Source organism: Halomonas ventosae (genome assembly GCF_004363555.1).
Classification (GTDB): domain Bacteria; phylum Pseudomonadota; class Gammaproteobacteria; order Pseudomonadales; family Halomonadaceae; genus Halomonas; species Halomonas ventosae.
In genome coordinates this window covers 124,979-142,409 of the sequence record NZ_SNZJ01000005.1, presented here as the reverse complement: position 1 = coordinate 142,409, position 17,431 = coordinate 124,979, and the positions used below count along the sequence as shown (strand labels likewise).

16 protein-coding genes are annotated in these 17,431 nt (G+C 64.7%); 13 read left to right on the top strand and 3 right to left on the bottom strand.

What is annotated here, in order from left to right; all coding sequences use genetic code 11:
* Positions 1-115: 115 nt before the first annotated feature.
* The 7 genes from DFP85_RS05895 to DFP85_RS05865 all read left to right on the top strand — a co-directional run bounded on the left by DFP85_RS05895 (position 116) and on the right by DFP85_RS05865 (position 7,036).
* The gene (locus tag DFP85_RS05895; protein ID WP_040185674.1) at positions 116-322 is read left to right on the top strand and encodes a cold-shock protein; all 207 of its coding nucleotides are present in this window, start codon (positions 116-118) and stop codon (positions 320-322) included.
* Positions 323-510: 188 nt separating this feature from the next.
* Complete coding sequence (locus tag DFP85_RS05890; protein ID WP_133635374.1) at positions 511-2,280, top strand: SLC13 family permease; 1,770 nt, start codon at positions 511-513, stop codon at positions 2,278-2,280.
* 79 nt (positions 2,281-2,359) lie between these two features.
* Positions 2,360-3,028, top strand: a complete 669-nt coding sequence (locus tag DFP85_RS05885; protein ID WP_133635373.1) for an alpha/beta hydrolase — start codon at positions 2,360-2,362, stop codon at positions 3,026-3,028.
* 34 nt (positions 3,029-3,062) lie between these two features.
* Entirely contained in the window at positions 3,063-3,995 is a 933-nt protein-coding gene (locus DFP85_RS05880; protein WP_133635372.1) for a prenyltransferase, read from the top strand.
* Positions 3,996-4,081: 86 nt separating this feature from the next.
* Positions 4,082-5,284: a tryptophan synthase subunit beta gene (trpB, locus tag DFP85_RS05875; RefSeq protein ID WP_133635371.1), complete on the top strand. Its 1,203-nt coding sequence runs from the start codon at positions 4,082-4,084 to the stop codon at positions 5,282-5,284.
* Positions 5,285-5,432: 148 nt separating this feature from the next.
* Complete coding sequence (locus DFP85_RS05870) at positions 5,433-6,740, top strand: sensor domain-containing diguanylate cyclase (RefSeq protein ID WP_166644604.1); 1,308 nt, start codon at positions 5,433-5,435, stop codon at positions 6,738-6,740.
* Between the two features lie 77 nt (positions 6,741-6,817).
* Complete coding sequence (locus DFP85_RS05865) at positions 6,818-7,036, top strand: hypothetical protein (RefSeq protein ID WP_133635369.1); 219 nt, start codon at positions 6,818-6,820, stop codon at positions 7,034-7,036.
* Positions 7,037-7,101: 65 nt separating this feature from the next.
* On the opposite strand, the gene DFP85_RS05860 is transcribed toward DFP85_RS05865, so the two are convergent.
* Entirely contained in the window at positions 7,102-8,514 is a 1,413-nt protein-coding gene (locus tag DFP85_RS05860; protein ID WP_133635368.1) for a PhoH family protein, read from the bottom strand.
* A 226-nt stretch (positions 8,515-8,740) separates the two neighbouring features.
* On the bottom strand, positions 8,741-9,775 hold the full coding sequence (locus DFP85_RS05855; protein ID WP_133635367.1) for a patatin-like phospholipase family protein: 1,035 nt from the start codon (positions 9,773-9,775) through the stop codon (positions 8,741-8,743).
* Between the two features lie 285 nt (positions 9,776-10,060).
* Between DFP85_RS05855 and DFP85_RS05850 the strand changes: the two genes are divergently transcribed.
* The 6 genes from DFP85_RS05850 to DFP85_RS05830 all read left to right on the top strand — a co-directional run bounded on the left by DFP85_RS05850 (position 10,061) and on the right by DFP85_RS05830 (position 16,117).
* Complete coding sequence (locus DFP85_RS05850) at positions 10,061-11,476, top strand: amidase (protein ID WP_133635366.1); 1,416 nt, start codon at positions 10,061-10,063, stop codon at positions 11,474-11,476.
* 45 nt (positions 11,477-11,521) lie between these two features.
* Positions 11,522-11,923, top strand: a complete 402-nt coding sequence (locus DFP85_RS05845; RefSeq protein WP_133635365.1) for an ectoine synthase — start codon at positions 11,522-11,524, stop codon at positions 11,921-11,923.
* Between the two features lie 1,019 nt (positions 11,924-12,942).
* Positions 12,943-14,109, top strand: a complete 1,167-nt coding sequence (locus tag DFP85_RS18875; RefSeq protein WP_166644603.1) for a hypothetical protein — start codon at positions 12,943-12,945, stop codon at positions 14,107-14,109.
* A 108-nt stretch (positions 14,110-14,217) separates the two neighbouring features.
* A complete protein-coding gene (locus tag DFP85_RS05840) occupies positions 14,218-14,646 on the top strand; it encodes a hypothetical protein (protein WP_133635364.1) in 429 nt (142 codons plus the stop codon).
* A 49-nt stretch (positions 14,647-14,695) separates the two neighbouring features.
* On the top strand, positions 14,696-15,400 hold the full coding sequence (locus DFP85_RS05835) for a C39 family peptidase (RefSeq protein ID WP_133635363.1): 705 nt from the start codon (positions 14,696-14,698) through the stop codon (positions 15,398-15,400).
* 15 nt (positions 15,401-15,415) lie between these two features.
* The gene (locus DFP85_RS05830; protein ID WP_166644602.1) at positions 15,416-16,117 is read left to right on the top strand and encodes a hypothetical protein; all 702 of its coding nucleotides are present in this window, start codon (positions 15,416-15,418) and stop codon (positions 16,115-16,117) included.
* 147 nt (positions 16,118-16,264) lie between these two features.
* On the opposite strand, the gene DFP85_RS05825 is transcribed toward DFP85_RS05830, so the two are convergent.
* Entirely contained in the window at positions 16,265-17,356 is a 1,092-nt protein-coding gene (locus tag DFP85_RS05825) for a transporter (protein WP_243737216.1), read from the bottom strand.
* Positions 17,357-17,431 lie beyond the last annotated feature (75 nt).

The window sequence follows — 17,431 nt, the reverse complement described above, 5'->3', positions numbered from 1 at the left end:
CGCAGGTGGTCATCGAAAGCTCATGGCGTCGATTTCCCGGTGAAAGTTTCTTGTTTTACCCACTGCAACTCGGGTATTTCCCGGCACAATCTAACGCTATTCGAGGAATTCGATAATGGCTACCGGTACCGTCAAGTGGTTCAACGACACCAAGGGCTTCGGCTTCATTTCTCCGGACGACAACGGTGACGACCTGTTCGCTCACTTCTCCGAGATCAAGGCAGAAGGCTTCAAGTCCCTGCAGGACGGCCAGAAGGTTTCCTTCGACGTCACCCAGGGCAAGAAAGGCCTCCAGGCTTCCAACATCCAGGTCATCGGCTGAACGTCGACCGACTTAGATGTGACTGCCGCACGGCAGGTGAGAAAGGCCCGCGAAAGCGGGCCTTTCTCGTTGTGGGGCCACTGGCTCTAATATTCCAATTAAGTATAGTAAGATTTCTAAAAATAACTTTTTAGAATAACTGGCGGCGGTCACAATGGGCTCTTTCCCCTTTGTCACCGGACCTCTCCATGCCGCTGGATGCCTGGCTCTCTCTCGCCGTCGTCACCGCCGTCTTCCCGCTGATGGCCTTCTCGCGCGTGGGTCCCGACATCGTGCTGCTCGGTGCGGTGATCCTGCTGCTGACCCTGGGGGTGATCGACCCCGGCCAGGCGCTGGCGGGCTTCTCCAGCACGGGCCTGTTTACCGTGGCCTTCATGTATGTGCTGGTCACCAGCATTCGTGAGACCGGCGGCATCGACCTGATCATCCGCCATGTGCTGGGGCGCCCCCGCAGCGAGCGGCGAGCCTTGGTACGCCTGCTGCTGCCGGTGGCCTCGTTGAGCGGCTTTCTCAACAACACTCCCGTGGTGGCGACCTTCATTCCGGCCGTGCTGAGCTGGAGCCGGCGCGTCTCCGTGCCGGCGCATCGCCTGCTGATGCCGCTCAGCTTCGCCTCGATCCTCGGCGGCACCATCACCCTGTTCGGCACCAGCACCAACCTGGTCGTGCATGGCCTGCTGATCGATCGCGACCCGTCCCTGGCCATGGGGCTATTCGACATCGCCTGGGTGGGCGTGCCGGTGGCGGTGGTGGGCCTGGCCTACCTGGTCCTGCTGGGGCCGCGGCTGCTGCCGGCAAGGCGCGGGGCGGAGGCGGCCTTCGAGAACCCCCGCGAGTTCACCATCGAGATGGAGGTGGACGCCGGCGGCCCGCTGGTCGATCGCACGGTGGAGGAGGCCGGGTTGCGCCACCTCCAGGAGCTGTTCCTGGTGGAGATCGAGCGTGAGGGCAACATCGTCAGCGTGGTGGGGCCGGGCGAGCGACTCAAGGGTGGCGACCGGCTGGTGTTCGCCGGCACCAGCGAGGGGGCCGTGGAACTGCAGCAGATCCGCGGCCTGGTGCCGACCCGGCAGGGCGCGTCGAGCCTCGAGAAGGACTTCAAGGAGCGCCGCCTGGTGGAGGCGGTGGTCTCCGACCAGTGCCAGTTCATCGGCCGGCGCATTCGCGACGGCCACTTCCGGACCCTCTATGGTGCCGCCGTGCTGGCGGTGTGCCGCGGCGGCGAGCGGGTCGCCGGCAACCTCGGCCAGATCCGCCTGCAGCCCGCCGACGTCCTGCTGCTGGAGGCGCGCCCGCCCTTCATCGAGCGGCATCGCCAGTCGCGCGACTTCCTGCTGATCAGCAAGGTCAACGGCTCGGCCCGCCCGGTCCACGAGAAGGCCGGGCTGGCCTGGGGCATCCTGGCCGGCGTGGTGCTGCTGGCGACCCTGGGCGTGATGAGCATGATGAACGCCGCCATGCTGGGCGCGGCCCTGGCGCTGGGTACCGGCTGCTGCACGGTGGGGGCGGCCAAGCGGGGGCTGGATACCCAGGTGCTGCTGACCATCGCCGCCTCCTTCGGGCTCGGTGCGGCGCTGGAAAGCTCGGGGGCAGCGGCCAGCCTGGCCGACCTGGCCCTGGGGCTCGCCGACGGCAATCCCTGGCTGCTGCTGGTCGCGGTCTATGTGCTGGTGACCCTGCTGACCTCCCTGGTCACCAACAACGCTGCCGCGGTGATCACCTTCCCGGTGGTCATGGCCAGCGCCGAGAACCTTGGCGTGAGCCCCATGCCCTATGTGGTCGTGGTGATGTTCGCCGCCTCGGCCAGCTTTCTGACGCCCATCGGCTACCAGACCAACCTGATGGTCTTCGGCCCCGGTGGCTACCGCTTCGGTGACTTCCTGCGCCTCGGCGGGCTCCTGAACCTGCTGACCGCCGCGGTGGCCCTGGCGCTGATCCCGCTGATCTGGCCCTTCTGAGCGCGGTCGCCGCCGGGCGGCGTTTGCGGTAGGGTATCGACCTTTGACCGATCCCCTGAGCGGCCCTGGAGACGATCCCATGAATCACCCCGGCGAACTGATCATCGAGCCGAGAAACGGCAAGCCCGCGGACGCCTGCGTCTTCATCCTCCATGGCCTGGGCGCCGACGGCCATGACTTCGAACCGCTGGTGCCGGCGCTGCCCCTGCCCGACGATGCCGGCGTGCGCTTCATCCTGCCCCATGCGCCACGCCTGCCGGTGACCATCAACGGCGGCATGGTCATGCCGGCCTGGTACGACATCAAGGAGATGAGCCTCGACCGCCAGATCGACGAGCCCCAGCTGATGACCTCCGCCGAGCGCATCCAGGCCTTGGTGCGGGAACAGATCGAGCACGGCATCGACAGCCGTCGCATCATCCTGGCGGGCTTCTCCCAGGGCGGGGCGGTGGCCTACCAGGCGGCCCTCTCCTTCGAGGCACCGCTGGGTGGCCTGCTGGCCCTCTCTACCTACTTCGCCACGGCCGACAGCATCACGCTCTCCGAGGCCAACCGTGGCCTGCCCATCGAGGTGCATCACGGCAGCTTCGATCCGGTGGTCCCCGAGTCGCTGGGCAAGGCGGGCTACCAGAAGGTCGAATCGCTGGGCTATCCGGCGCATTATCGCCGCTATCCCATGGCCCACGCGCTCTGTCCGCAGCAGATCGGTGATATCGGGCGCTGGCTCGCTGAGCGGCTCACCCGCTGAAGCGGGTCGCCCGCCCCTTGACCGCGAGTGCGCCATGACGGCCACCACGTCCCCGACCGCCGGGCTGCTCGCCTGCTGGCGCAGTGCGCGCCCGAACTTCCTGGTGCTCTCGCCGCTCTGTGCGGGTCTGGCGGTGACCACCGCCTGGCAGGATGGCCACGCCCCGGAAGGGCACGCGATCCTGCTGGTACTGCTCGCCGCCCTGCTGGCCCACGCCGCGGTGAACCTCTTCAACGAGCATCACGACTTCGTCAGCGGCCTGGATGCCACCACCGTTCGCACGCCCTTCTCGGGTGGCAGCGGCTCGCTGCCCCGGCACCCCGCGGTGGCGGAGGCAGTGCGGCGCGCCGCCTTCGCCTGCCTGGCCGGGGTGGTGGCGATCGGCGCCTGGTGCCTGTGGCGTTCGGGTCCGCTCATGCTGCTCTACGGGCTGCTCGGCATGGCGCTGGTGGTGGCCTATACCGGCTGGCTGACCCGTCGCCCCTGGCTCTGCCTGGCGGCGCCGGGAATCGGCTTCGGCACCCTGATGGTGGTGGGCGCGAACCAGGCGCTCACCGGGGCCTTTTCCGCCACGGCGCTGGCCGCCTCGCTGGTGCCGACGCTGATGGTCAGTGCGCTGCTGCTGGCCAACCAGCTGCCGGATATCGAGCCTGACCGCCGGGCCGGGCGCCACCACCTGGCCATCGTGCTGGGGCCGAAGCGCGCGGCGCGCCTGGTGGCGCTCCTGGTGCTCGCCGCCTTCGTGGTGGTCCCGCTGGCCTGGCTGGGTGGCTGGCTGCCCGGCCGGGCCATGCTGATGTGGCTGGCCGCCCCCGCGGCGCTGCGACTGGCGGTGGGGCTCTGGCGCCTGCCCGCCGAGGTGTCGCCCGGCGACCCCGCGCCGCTGCTGCCGTGGCTGGGCCTCAACGTCGCCCTGCTGCTGGGCAGCCTGGCACTGCTCAACCTCGGGCTCTGGATGGCGGCCTGAGGCTTCGGCGAAGGTCGCCTCGACAGCGTCGGTAGGGCGGGGCAGGATGGCCTGTCGTTATTCCGCATGCCGTCAGGACCGAGACCATGAGCACTTCCCCCTTCGCCAACCTCCCCGATGCCCAGGGCTACTTCGGCCGTTTCGGCGGCCAGCTGATCCCGCCCGAGCTCAAGGCGGTGATGGACGAGATCGACGCCGCCTACGAGGAGATCCGCGTCCGCGAGGATTTCCGCACCGAGCTGGATGGCCTCTTCGCCGACTATGTGGGCCGGCACAGCCCGATCTTCCAAGCCCGGCGGCTCTCCGAGCAGCTGGGCGGCGCCCAGATCCACCTCAAGCGGGAGGACCTCAACCACACCGGCGCTCACAAGATCAATCACTGCCTGGGCGAGGCGCTGCTGGCCAAGTTCATGGGCAAGACCAAGGTGATCGCCGAGACCGGCGCCGGCCAGCACGGCGTGGCCCTGGCCACCGCCTGCGCCCTGGTGGGCATCCCCTGCGAGATCCACATGGGGCAGGTGGACATCGAGAAGGAGCATCCCAACGTCACCAAGATGAAGATCCTGGGGGCCACCCTGATTCCGGTGACCCGCGGCACGGCGACCCTCAAGGATGCCGTGGACAGCGCCTTCGAGGAGTATCTTAAGGATCCGCAGCACTTCATCTACGCCATCGGCTCGGTGGTGGGGCCACACCCCTTCCCCAAGATGGTGCGCGACTTCCAGTCGATCATCGGTCGCGAGGCCCGCGAGCAGTTCCTGGGGCGCCACGGCCGCCTGCCGGACCATGTCGCCGCCTGCGTCGGGGGCGGCTCCAACGCCATCGGCATGTTCACCGCCTTCCTCGAGGACGAGGGCGTGCATCTGGTGGGCGTGGAGCCCGCCGGCGAGGGCCTCGACACCCAGCGCCACTCGGCGACCCTGACCCTGGGCAGGCCCGGTGAGATCCACGGCATGGCCTGCTATGTGCTGGAGGACGAGGCAGGCAACCCCATGCCGGTGCACTCCATCGCCTCGGGGCTCGACTATCCGGGCGTGGGGCCCCAGCACAGCTACCTCAAGGAGCTGGGTCGGGTGGACTACCAGAGCGCCAGTGACGACGAGTGCCTGGAGGCCTTCCTGACACTGTCGCGGGTCGAGGGCATCATCCCGGCGCTGGAGAGTGCCCACGCCGTGGCCTGGGCCATGCGCGTGGCGCCGGCGCTGCCGGCCGACCAGCATATCCTGGTCAACCTCTCGGGCCGCGGCGACAAGGACGCCGACTACGTGGCGGATCGGCTCAAACTCTAGTCGGACGTGGGCAGTTTTCGCTGTGCCATCTGCCATCCTGGGGTAGGGTAGGGGGATGGGGGCAGGAGGCCTCCCTTCCGAAACCGATGCGGGGATCCCCAGGGTGCGGGGCATGGCAATAATCAGGGACAAGTGGCGAACATGGAGATTGCACAGGGGGCAGCAGCCGCCGCTGGCCGAGGCGCTGCTGGACTGCTTCCCGGGCGTTGTCGTGCACACCGATGCCCACGGCGTCATCCTGCGCGTCAATCCGGGCTTCGAGGAGCATAGCGGTCATCCGGCCGATGCCCTGGTCGGTCGCCGCATCACCTGTCTGGACGTGGACCCGCTGCACGGCGACATCAGCCATGCGCTCGCCCACTGTGTCGCGCGCCGCCGTCCCTGGCGGGGCGTGCTGATGTGTCGCCGGGCCGACGGCCGGCTGATCCACCAGGATGGTGTCTTCCAGCCCCTTGAGGGGGGCCGGGGTGAGCCTCTTCGGCTGCTGGTGACCCTCCACGACATCACGGAATTGCGTCAGAAGGCGCTGCACGATCATGCCCTGCTGGAGCGTCTCCAGGGGACCCTGTCGCGGCTCCCGGGGGTGGTCTTCCAGCTCCGCCAGGATGCCCGGGGTGGGCTCGACTTCCTCTATCTCGGCGACGGGCTCCGCGCGCTGGCGGGTCTGTCACCGCGCTCGGTGATGGAGCGCGCCGATACGCTGCTGGAGCGGATCCAGGCCGAGGACCGGGCCGCCCTGACCACCTCCCTGGCCCAGTCGGCGGTGAGCCAGGAACCCTGGTGGCTGGAGTTTCGCCTCGAGACGGCCGACGGCGTCTGCTGGATCGAGGGCCGGGCCAGCCCCTCGCGCCGGCGTGACGGCACCACCCTGTGGGACGGCCTGCTGATCGACATCACCCCGCGCAAGCAGGAGGAGCAGCGCACCCAGCGCCTGGTCAGCACCGACATGCTCACCGGGGCGCTCAATCGCCGGGCCTTCTTCGACTTCGGCGAGGCGGTCCGCGCCCATGCCGCCCGCCAGGGCCGCTCGGTGCCCCTGGCGATGCTCGATATCGACCACTTCAAGCGCCTCAACGACACCCATGGCCATGCCGTCGGAGACCTGGCCCTGCAGGCCTTCGCCATGACTTGTCGTGACAGCCTGCGTCCCTATGACCTCTTCGCCCGCATCGGCGGCGAGGAATTTGCCGTCATGCTGGTGGACAGCTCGCCCGAGGAGGCCTGGGGGGTGCTCGACCGCCTGCGCGCCGCGGTGGAGGCGATCGAGCTCGAGGTGGCGGACACCACGCTGCGGATCACGGTGAGCCTGGGGCTGGCGGTGCTGCCACCGGAGGGCAGCGTGGATCTGGCACTCTCCCAGGCCGACCAGGCGCTCTACCGGGCCAAGCATGAGGGACGCAACCGACTGGCCGAATCGCCGGGCTACCCCCGGAGCCGCGAGGATACCCCGCGATGAGGGGCGGGCGGCTGGCGAATCGCGCTCGATAACGGCAGGATGGGCACCATCCACACCGCAACACGAGGAGCATTGCCATGTCCCTGTCGGAAGACTTTCGCCTGCCGGTCGCCTGTCCGAGCTGCGGCAGCCACCTGATGCGGGTCTCCCAGGTGAAGAACCCCGATGACCAGGTGCACTGCGCCTCCTGCCACCGCTTCATCTGCCTCTGGCACGAGGCCCAGACCGTCCTCAAGAAGGGCCCCGGCAGCGAGAGCGAGGCGCTGATCGAGAAGGCCGTCAACCGCGGCTCCTGACGCCACAAGGCAAGCCGGGAAGGAGCGAAGGGCCGGGGCGTGAGGCACCGGCCCTTAGACGTCTGCTAGAGCAGTTCTTCGCCGGCCAGTGCGAGACGCGAGCGCTCCACGCTCTTGAGGGTCACATGGCCGGCATGGGGCCAGTCGCGGAAGTGCTGGACCACCGCCGCCATGCCGCAGGTGTTGGCGGTCAGGTACGGTGTGTCGATCTGGCCGACGTTGCCCAGGCAGACGATCTTGGTGTTGCGCCCGGCCCGGGTGATCAGGGACTTGAGCTGCTTGGGAGTGAAGTTCTGTGCCTCGTCGATGATCAGGAAGGTGTCGTTCAGGGTGCGCCCGCGCATGAAGCCGGGGGCGCGAATCTGCACCCGTGAGCCGAGCAGCTGGCGGGTGGCGTCCTGATTCCAGGTGCTGCTGCCGTCATGCTCGTCGCGCAGCAGGTTGTCCATGTTGTCGTGGAAGGCCCCCATCCACGGCGACATCTTCTCCTCCTCGGTGCCCGGCAGGAAGCCGATATCCTCGCTCATGGATATCGGCGCTCGGGTGAAGACGATGCGCTCGAAACGCTTGGTGTCCAGGGTCTGCTGGAAGGCCGCGGCCAGAGTCATGAAGGTCTTGCCGGTGCCCGCGCTGCCGGCGATGGTCACCAGGTCGATGTCGTCATCCATCAGCAGGTTGAGGGTGAAATTCTGTCGGCTGTCGTGGGCGTGCACCCCCCAGACGCTGGTGCCGTGACGGTAGTTGGTGAGCAGCTCTAGGTGGGCGTGTTTCGGCCCCACCTCGCGCACGATGGCCTCGAAGCTGGCACCGTTGTCGCTGTCGGAGACAAGCATGCCGAGGTGCCATTCCCGGGGGATGTCGCCGGCCAGGCGGTAGACGACCCTGTGCTCCTGGCGCTCGACCTTGACGTCCACCGCCAGGCTGTCCCAGAGCCCGCTGCCGTCGTGGCCGGCATCGGGGTAGATGCGGGCGCCATCGATCATGGCGTCGCTGTCGTCGAAGGCGCGATCGGTGAGGTAGTCCTCCACCGGGACGCCCAGCGCGGCCGCCTTGACCCGCAGGTTGATGTCCTTGGTGACCAGGATCACCGAGGCGTCCTGTCGCTCGTCGCGCAGTCGGCAGGTCTCGGCCAACAGGCGGTTGTCGGGGCTCTCCTCCAGCGGATCCAGCGCTTTCAGGTCGGTGTAGCAGAGCAGGCGCAGTCGGCCCTCGGGGCCGGTGAGGCGGGGGATGGGAATGCCGTCGCGGATCTGGTCGATATCGACGTTGGCGGTGAGGTCGGACAGGGTGCGGCTGACCTGGCGGGCGGTGCGGGCGATCTCGCGAATGCCGTTCTTGTGCTTGTCGAGCTCCTCGAGCACGGTCATGGGAATGACCACTTCGTGCTCGTCGAACTGGTAGAGGGCGGCGGGGTCGTGGATCAGGACATTGGTGTCCAGCACGTAGAGCCGGGTGGCCTTCTTGTCGATGCGTACCATCGGCGCAGTTCTCCTTGTCGTCATAGTGTCGACACTGCCGGCGCTCGATGTCAGCGATATGACAGGAGCCCCGCGGTGTCGTCCCGCTCGATGCGACGCTCACCTCCTTTGCTGTGGCCCTGCCTGGTTGGATATCTGTGGGACGGCGAGGTGCCCTCCTGTTCCGAGCATGGACGGTGTCCGTCCATGCTGCAATGCAATATTACGGTGGACCCTCAACGCTGACTCAGCGAGTCGCCTCGACCTCCTGGAAGATGCGTTCCACGTCTAGGGTGGAGCGCTGGCCCAGGTCGTCGAAGTGCTCCGCGAGCCAGGCCTCGGTGGTCTCGCGCCCCAGCTCATGCAGGTGGCAGAGGAAGGCCCACTCGGCGTTGAGCTTGCTGGAGACGGAGAGGTGCGACAGGGGCTCGTCGCCGCTGAGGTGGTGGAGCCGGGCCTGCCCGTAGCAGCCGATGTCGATGTCATGCTCGCCGAGCAGCTTCTGCAGCATCACGATCGTGCGCACCTCCTTGATCAGGGCGGCATTGAAGGTGATCTCGTTGAGGCGGTTCAGGATGTCCGCGGCGCTGGTCGGTAGCTCCTGGCGATGCATGGGGGTGATCTGTACCACCAGGATGTCCCCCGCCGTGCAGTCGTGCAGCAACGGCGAGAGCGAGGGATTGCCCATGTAGCCGCCATCCCAGTAGGCCTCGCCGTCGATCTCCACCGCCTGGAAGACGGTGGGCAGACAGGCCGAGGCCATGACCGCATCGAGGCTCATCTCCTCGCGGGAGAAGATCCGCTGCTTGCCGCTGCGCACGTTGGTGGCGGTGACGAAGAGCTTGAGGTCCTCGCAGGCTCGAACCCGCTCGAAGTCGACCCGTTCGGCGACGATATCGCGCAACGGATTGAAGTTTAAGGGATTGAAATGATATGGAGAGACCAGCCGGCTCATCAGGTCCAGCGCGATGTAGCCCGGGGAGTAGTCGAGGCTCCAGTTCCCGGTCAGCACGTCCAGCGGGGTGCGGCGCACGGGGCTCGCCATGCCCGCCCGGCTGACCGCTCGCCAGAAGTCACGCAGGGCCACGCGGGCGGTGGATTCGTCGCCGCGGGTCAGGGCATCGGCCATCACCACGCCGTTCATGGCGCCGGCACTGGTCCCGCTGATGCCCTCGATCTCGATGCGCTCGTCCTCGAGCAGGCGGTCCATCACCCCCCAGGTGAAGGCGCCGTGGGCGCCCCCGCCCTGCAGGGCCAGGTCGATCCGTCGTCTCTCGCTCATCTTCGCTCCTCGGCACGGTTGGCTGCTGCAGTGCACCAACTCCAGCATAACGGCCGAGCCGGATGAGGACCATCAGCCACGCGAGAGCCTGGTGTTAGCATGGCTCTCCCTCCTCGTCAGGGACGTTATGCGAAGTCGACGACTTCCGGATAGGCATCTGGCCCACAGTGAGCCCGCCTATTCCAGCGAGTTCCGTGAAAAGTACGTGCTGTGCTTGGAACAGGGGTTCGGCCTGCTCTAAGGTGGGCAAATCGTCACCGCCGCGACCATCGGAGGGAAACCGGCATGAGCGAGACGGATCTGGGCATGATGGATGCACAAGGCCTCGTGGCACTCTTCAGGTCACGCGAAGCCTCGCCACTGGAGGCCACGCGGGCCGCCCTCGAGCGCATCGAGCGCTTCAATGACCAGGTGAATGCCTATGTCCACGTGGATCAGGAAGGCGCAGAGTCTGCCGCCATGGCCTCGGCTCGGCGCTGGGGGCAGGGCAGGCCCTTGAGCCCGATCGATGGCGTGCCGGTGTCGCTGAAGGACCTCACCGAGGTGGCCGGCATGCCGTGTCGCGAGGGGTCGTTGACCGTACCGGATTCTCGCTGCGAGCAGGATGCTCCCCCCGCCCGGATGTTGCGGGAAGCGGGGGCCGTTATCCTTGGCAAGACCAACACCCCCGAGTTCGGGTGGAAGGCAGTCACCGACAATCGGGTATTCGGCGCCACCCACAACCCCTGGGATACGCGGTTGACCCCTGGAGGCTCATCCGGGGGCGCCGCCGTGGCTGCCGCGCTCAACATGGGGGTACTCCATCAGGGAGGAGACTCCGGTGGCTCGATCCGGATTCCGGCGGCCTTCACCGGGGTCTTCGGCTTCAAGCCCACCTTCGGGTGGACGCCGCAGTGGCCTCCGGCCAAGGAGCCGACCCTCTCGCACCTCGGCCCCCTGACCCGCAACGTGCGCGATGCCGTCAGCATGCTCAATGTCATCGGCCGCTATGACTACCGGGATCCCTATGCCACGCGGGGCCAGCCGGAGAACTGGGGGCAGGACCTCGACCTGGGATTGCATGGCCTGCGTATCGCCTACTCGCCGGACCTCGGCTATGCCCAGGTTGATAGGCAAGTCGCCGACCGGGTGGCCGAGGCGGCGCGCAAGTTGGAAACCCTGGGAGCCGAGGTGGTGGAAATCCATCCCGGCTTCGAGTCCCCCCTGGATATCTTCAAGAAGCTCTGGTTCACGGCCTCGCTGGAACAGTGGTCACAGCTCGATGATCGTATGCGAGATAAGCTCGATCCCGGGCTGGTGGCCAATGCGCGTGAAGCCGAACAATGGAGCGCCGTGGATCTGTTTCGGTCGCTGGTGGAAAGGGCGCGACTCACCGAACGTCTCGAGCATTTCAATCAGGAGTACCACCTGTTGATGACGCCGACCGTGTCTATTTCGCCGTTCGAGGTCAACCAGGAGGTTCCCCCCGGGAGTGGAATGAAGGACTGGGAGGAGTGGGCGCCATTTTCCTATCCCTTCAACCTCAGCCAGCAACCCGCGGCCTCGGTGCCCTGCGGCTTCACCGATACCGGGCTGCCGGTGGGGTTCCAGCTGGCGGGTGGCAAGTACGATGACACTCGGGTACTACGCGTCTGTCATGCCTTCATGGAGGCATATCCGCCCCGTTTCCCGACCATTCCGGACCCCTCCCAGCAAGCCTGAGGGCTTGTCATCAGTCGACTTTAATCGTTCAAGGAGCGAGCGGACATGATCGTTCGAACCCATGAGGACGCCGAAGACAGTGCCATCAACGAGGAGAAGTTCATCAGCCGTCGCTATACGCTTCGCGCCGACGGGATGGGCCACTCCGTCCACGAGACCTATATCAAGCCGGGATGCGAGCTGCGCATGTGGTATCGCAACCACCGGGAGACGGTGCTCTGCCTGGAAGGCGAGGGTAGCATCGAAGACCTGACCGAGGGTGGAAAGTGGGAGCTGAAACCGGGCGTCCTCTATGCCCTGGACAAGCACCAGCAGCATGTCCTCAGCAGCGAGAAGGGGATGACCGTGCTTTGCGTCTTCACGCCGGCCCTGGTCGGCCCCGAGGATCATGACGAGCAGGGCAGCTATCCCCTGTATGACGATGATGGGTCCATCCTCAAGCGCTAGTTGCGGTCATTCGCCCAAGGCCGGAAGGCGCACGGCTGACATCGCGGAGTGTCCCGGGGTGATGTCGGCAGGAATTCCGGCCGATATCATCACCCTTTCGCCCTCGAACCGGCCGCCCGTTGCGTAGCTTCACGCACTCTTGGTCTTGGCACTGGACCAGTGAGACTCGAGGCTGCTGCCCACGGTATACACCTTGGCCTTGAGTCCCACGCCGATGACCCGCCTATCCTCCGCGGCGATACCCTTACGTTAGGTCAGGCTCACCTCAACGCTCTCGTGCCACATCGAGCTGCGCTGCAGGTCGTGCAGTTCCCACGCACGAGACCTTGCCGACGGCGGGGTCGCGACGTGTTATGTATCCGCATCATCCTGCTGCTGGGTCAGGGCGAGTCGGTGGTTCGCCCTATACGCAGCGGCAAGGATCTATTCGGTGGCACGGGAAAGAAACGGCTCGCGCGGCTCCCTGACGGGCCTGGGCTCGCAGTGGTCCTGTGTGAACCGCTCAACGCGCTTGAGAGAACAGCGAGCCCGATTTGAGCCACACTGGACCGCCGGCACGAGCCCCTATGGTCTACCAGATCATCTTCGGCCTCGAGACGTTGAGGGTCTCGTCACTGGACGGCAGGTTTCTGGCCAGTCGGCCAATTATCGGATGAGTTTGTTTCGATACTTGACTGTAACGCCGGCGAGTCACTTCACGAGCTGTCGTTAGTTGCTTGTTTCTGAAGAGAATGCACTGTGCTTCAGGCTTTCTTGTCGATTCGGTGTTTCATCAATGAAGCACTAACCGTTCAGTTACAAAGTGGCGTGGCAATGTCTTCCCTGATCGGGAAGTGGCCGGTATTTATAAATTTTCCTCTTTTACAGTCAATTACAACCAGCGGTTTCTCAACTGGCATGGATCATGCTCATGGGTTGGTGACTGCGAGCAGGATGCGTCATTCAAGGGTCCGGAATCGGTTAGGGACGATGGCGCGAGTTCGCAGGCTGCAGCAGACACAACAAATGGAGACATGATCATGAAAAAGTATCTCGTAGTAGCGGGTACCCCTCTGCTGGCCATGGTAATGGCCATCTCCACGGCTCATGCCAACCCGAGCGTTGGTGCTGCCGATGATGGTGTGGATCAGGATGTGACCTCGACGGCCACCGCTACCGGCGGCTCCAGTGGCAATGCCAATGGCGGCGCCGGTTTCGGGCTTGGGCTTGCCGGTGGTGGTACCGGCGGCAGTGCCAATGGCGGAGATGATGACTCCGATGACTTCTTCGGTGGCGGCGGTGGTGCCGGTGGTAACGGTGGCGCCGGCACCGGTGGCTATGCTGCCGGGTCTGGCGCTGGTGGCATGGGAGGCTCCACTGGCCGTGGCGGTGACGCCTGGGCCATGAGCGAGTCCTACAACACCTCCACCAGCGTCGTTTCCATCCAGGAGTTGAGCTCCACCGTGATTGGTTCCGGCATCAACATCAATGGCGCTAGAGGCGCTGCTGGTGCTGATGGTGGCACCGGAGGTAGCTCCATTGCCGCCAACGTCGGCATCGGTGTTGGTGGTGAAGGTGGTACTGGCTCCGGCGGTGACGGTGGTGGCGCTGGTGCCTCGACCGGTACCGATGCATCAGGTGGCAATGCTGGTGGCACTGGCATGGGACTCGGTCTTGGCCTGGGTTCCGGCCAGGGTGGGGATGCTGGTGCAGCCGCTGGCTCCAGCTCGGGTGCCGTTGCGGATAATGACGATGCCGGTGACGGTGGCTTCATGGCCTCCGGTGGCTCGCAGGAGGCTGACTCCGATTCAGGTGCCGGCGCTACCGCAAGTTCCGGGACCGGTGGAGCAGGGTCCGGCTCAGGCAGCGCCTCTGGCACTGGCAGTGGCACCGCCACGGCAGGCGCCGGGGGTGCTGGTGGAGATGCCGGTGCCATCGCCGGGAACGGCGGCAACGGCAATGGCGGTGGCGGTGGCGGTGGCAGTGCCACCACCGGTGACGCCTATGCCTACGCCGGCAATGGCGGAGCAGGCGGCAACGGTGGCAACGGCGGCGCAGCCAGCCTGGCGACCGGTGCGGCCAACGTGTCCGTCGCGGCCGGAGTGTTCGGTGGCATCAATAACATGAACGTGTCCACCGGTCTCTACAACTCCCAGGTGTCCGGCACCAACGTCGCGGCTCACAGCAACGTGAGCATCGGCAACTGATGATCTAGAGCGCATGACGCGCTCGCGTGAGCCGGGAGCTGGTGGGGGCAACTCCACCGGCTCCCTTGGTGAACTGTCCCTTTGGACAAGATACCGGGAGTCAAGGCCATGAAGGTGTCATCAGTCAGTTCAGTTCGTTCCGCTCAGCCTCGCCCTCTTCAGTCGTTGATCGCGATCACGTTCTCCTTGGTGCTGCTGACCCTCGGGACGTCACAGAGCCAGGCAGAGGAGCGCAACTTTCCCCAGGCGGAAGGCTTTGCTGCAATGGAAGGCATGGACCTGGCGGAAATGGATCAAGCCAGAGCCAGGGAGGGTGAAGCGATCGTCAACCTCACTACGGTAAAAAGCGTTCAGAACCTGAAGGCCTCGGTGACGGATACCTCCTTCGATATCGGTGGGGACATGGTCTCGGGCAACATCAGTTTTGCCCCCGATGCGCTGGGCAGCTATAGCGGTACGGGAATCTTCAGTGCCGTAACAGGCAACGGGAATTCCATCAATAATGCGGTGGGCATCAGTGTCTTTATCGCCAACTGAGCCTCCATCGGGTTCGGATACCCGATTTCCAACCAGGGGAAGACTTGCCATGAAACTCACGAGGCAACTCTGCTACGGCATGGCATCACTCGTTCTCATGGGGAGCACTGTAGTCGCCCATGCCGGCCAGGTGGCCATTGCCAATCGTTTCGGCAGCTTTCAGGTCGAGGCCAAGAGCCTGCAGGAGAAGGGCTGGGACAGGGTGATACGGCAGCAGTACGACTTCAGCTGTGGCTCCGCATCCGTCGCGACCCTGCTGACCTTCCACTATCAGCGTGAGACTACCGAGGCAGAGGTCTTCGAGAGCATGATCCGCGCCGGGGATGCCGAACAGATCCAGCGCCATGGCTTTTCCATGCTGGACATGAAGCGTTACCTGGATGCCCAGGGGCTCAATGCCGATGGATTCAAGATCAGCCTGGATGACTTCATTCGAATCGGAGTGCCGGCCATTACCATGGTGGACACCGGGGGGTACAAGCATTTCGTCGTCGTCAAGGGCATCGATGCCGAAAATATCCTGGTGGGTGATCCCGCGGCGGGCACCCAGGTGGTGCCGAGGGAGCACTTCGAGTCGCTGTGGAACGGAACGGTACTGGGGGCACGCGAGGAGATCGAGATTGCCCGTAACCACTTCAACCATGAGCAGGATTGGGTCGTACGCCCCGATTCACCGCTGGCGAGAGGCGTGAACCGCTCCAGCATCGGTGCCAGCCTGCTGACCCTGCCTGCCAGGAATGAGATGGGCCGGTAATGAGGAGATATGAAGATGCCATCCCTAGCGAGAAGAATGCGTAGGCAGAGCGGGATGCGATGGGTCGGGGCTCTGCTCGTGTTGGTGGCGGCCGGAACCCAGGCGGCCTCGGTGTCTGAATCTGATGCACTGATCGATGGCCAATGGGTGCAGTCCGTGAGCACACAGGCATCAGGTAGGCCTTATCCGGAAGTGCCGTTAACGTCTTCGACGAGGGATGAGTTCCATCGCGGAACCGTCATCGCCGAGGCGGAACTCGATCAGATGCGGGCGGGTTTCAATATCGGCGGGCTCGACGTGGATTTCGGTGCCAGGCTGCAGACGATGATCGACAACAGTATCGAGCTGGTGTCGGTGGTGAACTTCACGAAGGCGGGAACGGATATCGTCTCCCAGACTTTCCGTGATCCCTCCATGTCAGCCAGTCAGGTGGGGCCCGGTACGGGGTTTTCCGTGACCGACATGACGCCCGGTGGTGTCGATCTCTCGGGTCTGGCGGAGTTTTCCGGCGTTACCCTGAGTGATACCAAGGGTTTCACGGCGGCCCTGCACAACATCACGCGCAACGCCATCGTCAGTGGCGTGGTGAGCAACGCCTCCGGGCGAGATATCCAGCAACGGATCGATATCGACATTCGGCTCAACAATATCGGGGCATTGAAAGCAGCCAAGCAGCGGGCAGCCATTGTCGACTCTTTCTCGGGCATCCTCCGCTGAAAGCTATCATTCGTCCTTCAAACTAGTTGCGTCGAATGAGAAAAGTTTCTGTCTCGTATGAGGGTATGGCAGAACATGATGAAGGTAGGAAGGTGAAATGTGAGGACGGCTGCCGTAATGGGCAGCCGTCCTGGTTTATGGGCTTGGTTAGAAGACGTCCATGCCGATGGGCATGCGAAGGGTCAGGGTCGTGTCCGGAGCATCCTCGGTGATGCCGAGCTCCAGGCCCAGGTTGACGGAGACATCAGGGTTCATCTGGTAGGACCATCCGAGCAGCAGGGAACCGACGTTCAAGGTCTGGGAATTGACTTCCGTACTGCTGCCCGTAGTGTTGTTGACATATTCGGTCGTGGTCTTGCCGATGAAGTCGTTCTTGTAGCCCAGCGTGAAGGAGGTCTTCGGATTGATCGAATAGGCCATGCCGAAGCTCAATCGCACGGCATCCCCGGGATCCACATCTCGGATGAAAAGATCTTCATCATCCTGGGTAACTTGCTGGTTGACATCATCCTCTAGGTGGAAGACATAGCCCAGGTTAGCAAAGTAGACGGCCGGCGCGGAGGGGAGCAGCATGGTGATGCTGGGTTCGATGGAGTGGAAGCCAGTGCCGGTGGAGAGTTCAAGTGGCGTACCGGCGCTGTTGCGACGGATATCGAAGGGCCCTTCGCCAGTGGTGCTCTTGTAGCGCAGGTTACCGATGAAGTAGGGCATGCCATCCAGGCCACGATTGAACTGGTAGTGAGCGGCCAGTTCGATATCGCCCAGCGCATCGTTGGATAACTCGCGATCCAGGGTGAAGTCGGGGTCGACTTCGGAGACCGTGACCCGGTTCGACTCGTCACGATAGACATAGGGCACCTTCATCTCGAGTTCCAGGCGGTCGGTGAAGCCCAGCCGGCCGGTCAGCGAGGCCGTATAGTTGTCCCGGTCGACATCCTGTGCCGTGAATACCCCGATTAGTAGGGTACTCAATACTTCCACGCCCTCGAATGTCATGCGGTTGATGCTCTCGTGGGAGTACTGGAACTCCGGCTCCAGTACCAGCCTGCCCTTGGGCGTCAGCACACCGCCATATTCGGCGATGGACTGTATCTCTGGTCGGGCTTCCTGCTCCTCGGGCTCCTGGCCGACCGGTTGGATCTGCGTATCCTGTGCCGACTGCTGGGCCAGAACGGGCGTGCAGCCGATCACCGATAGCATGCCGGTCGTGTAGAGGATCTTCTTGGCTCTTGAGCTCATGGTTCCCTTCCTGTTCTTCTTGCTTGAGTAGTGCCTCGTCCGCCCCGGAGAGGCATGTACCTGTTCAACCTCTTG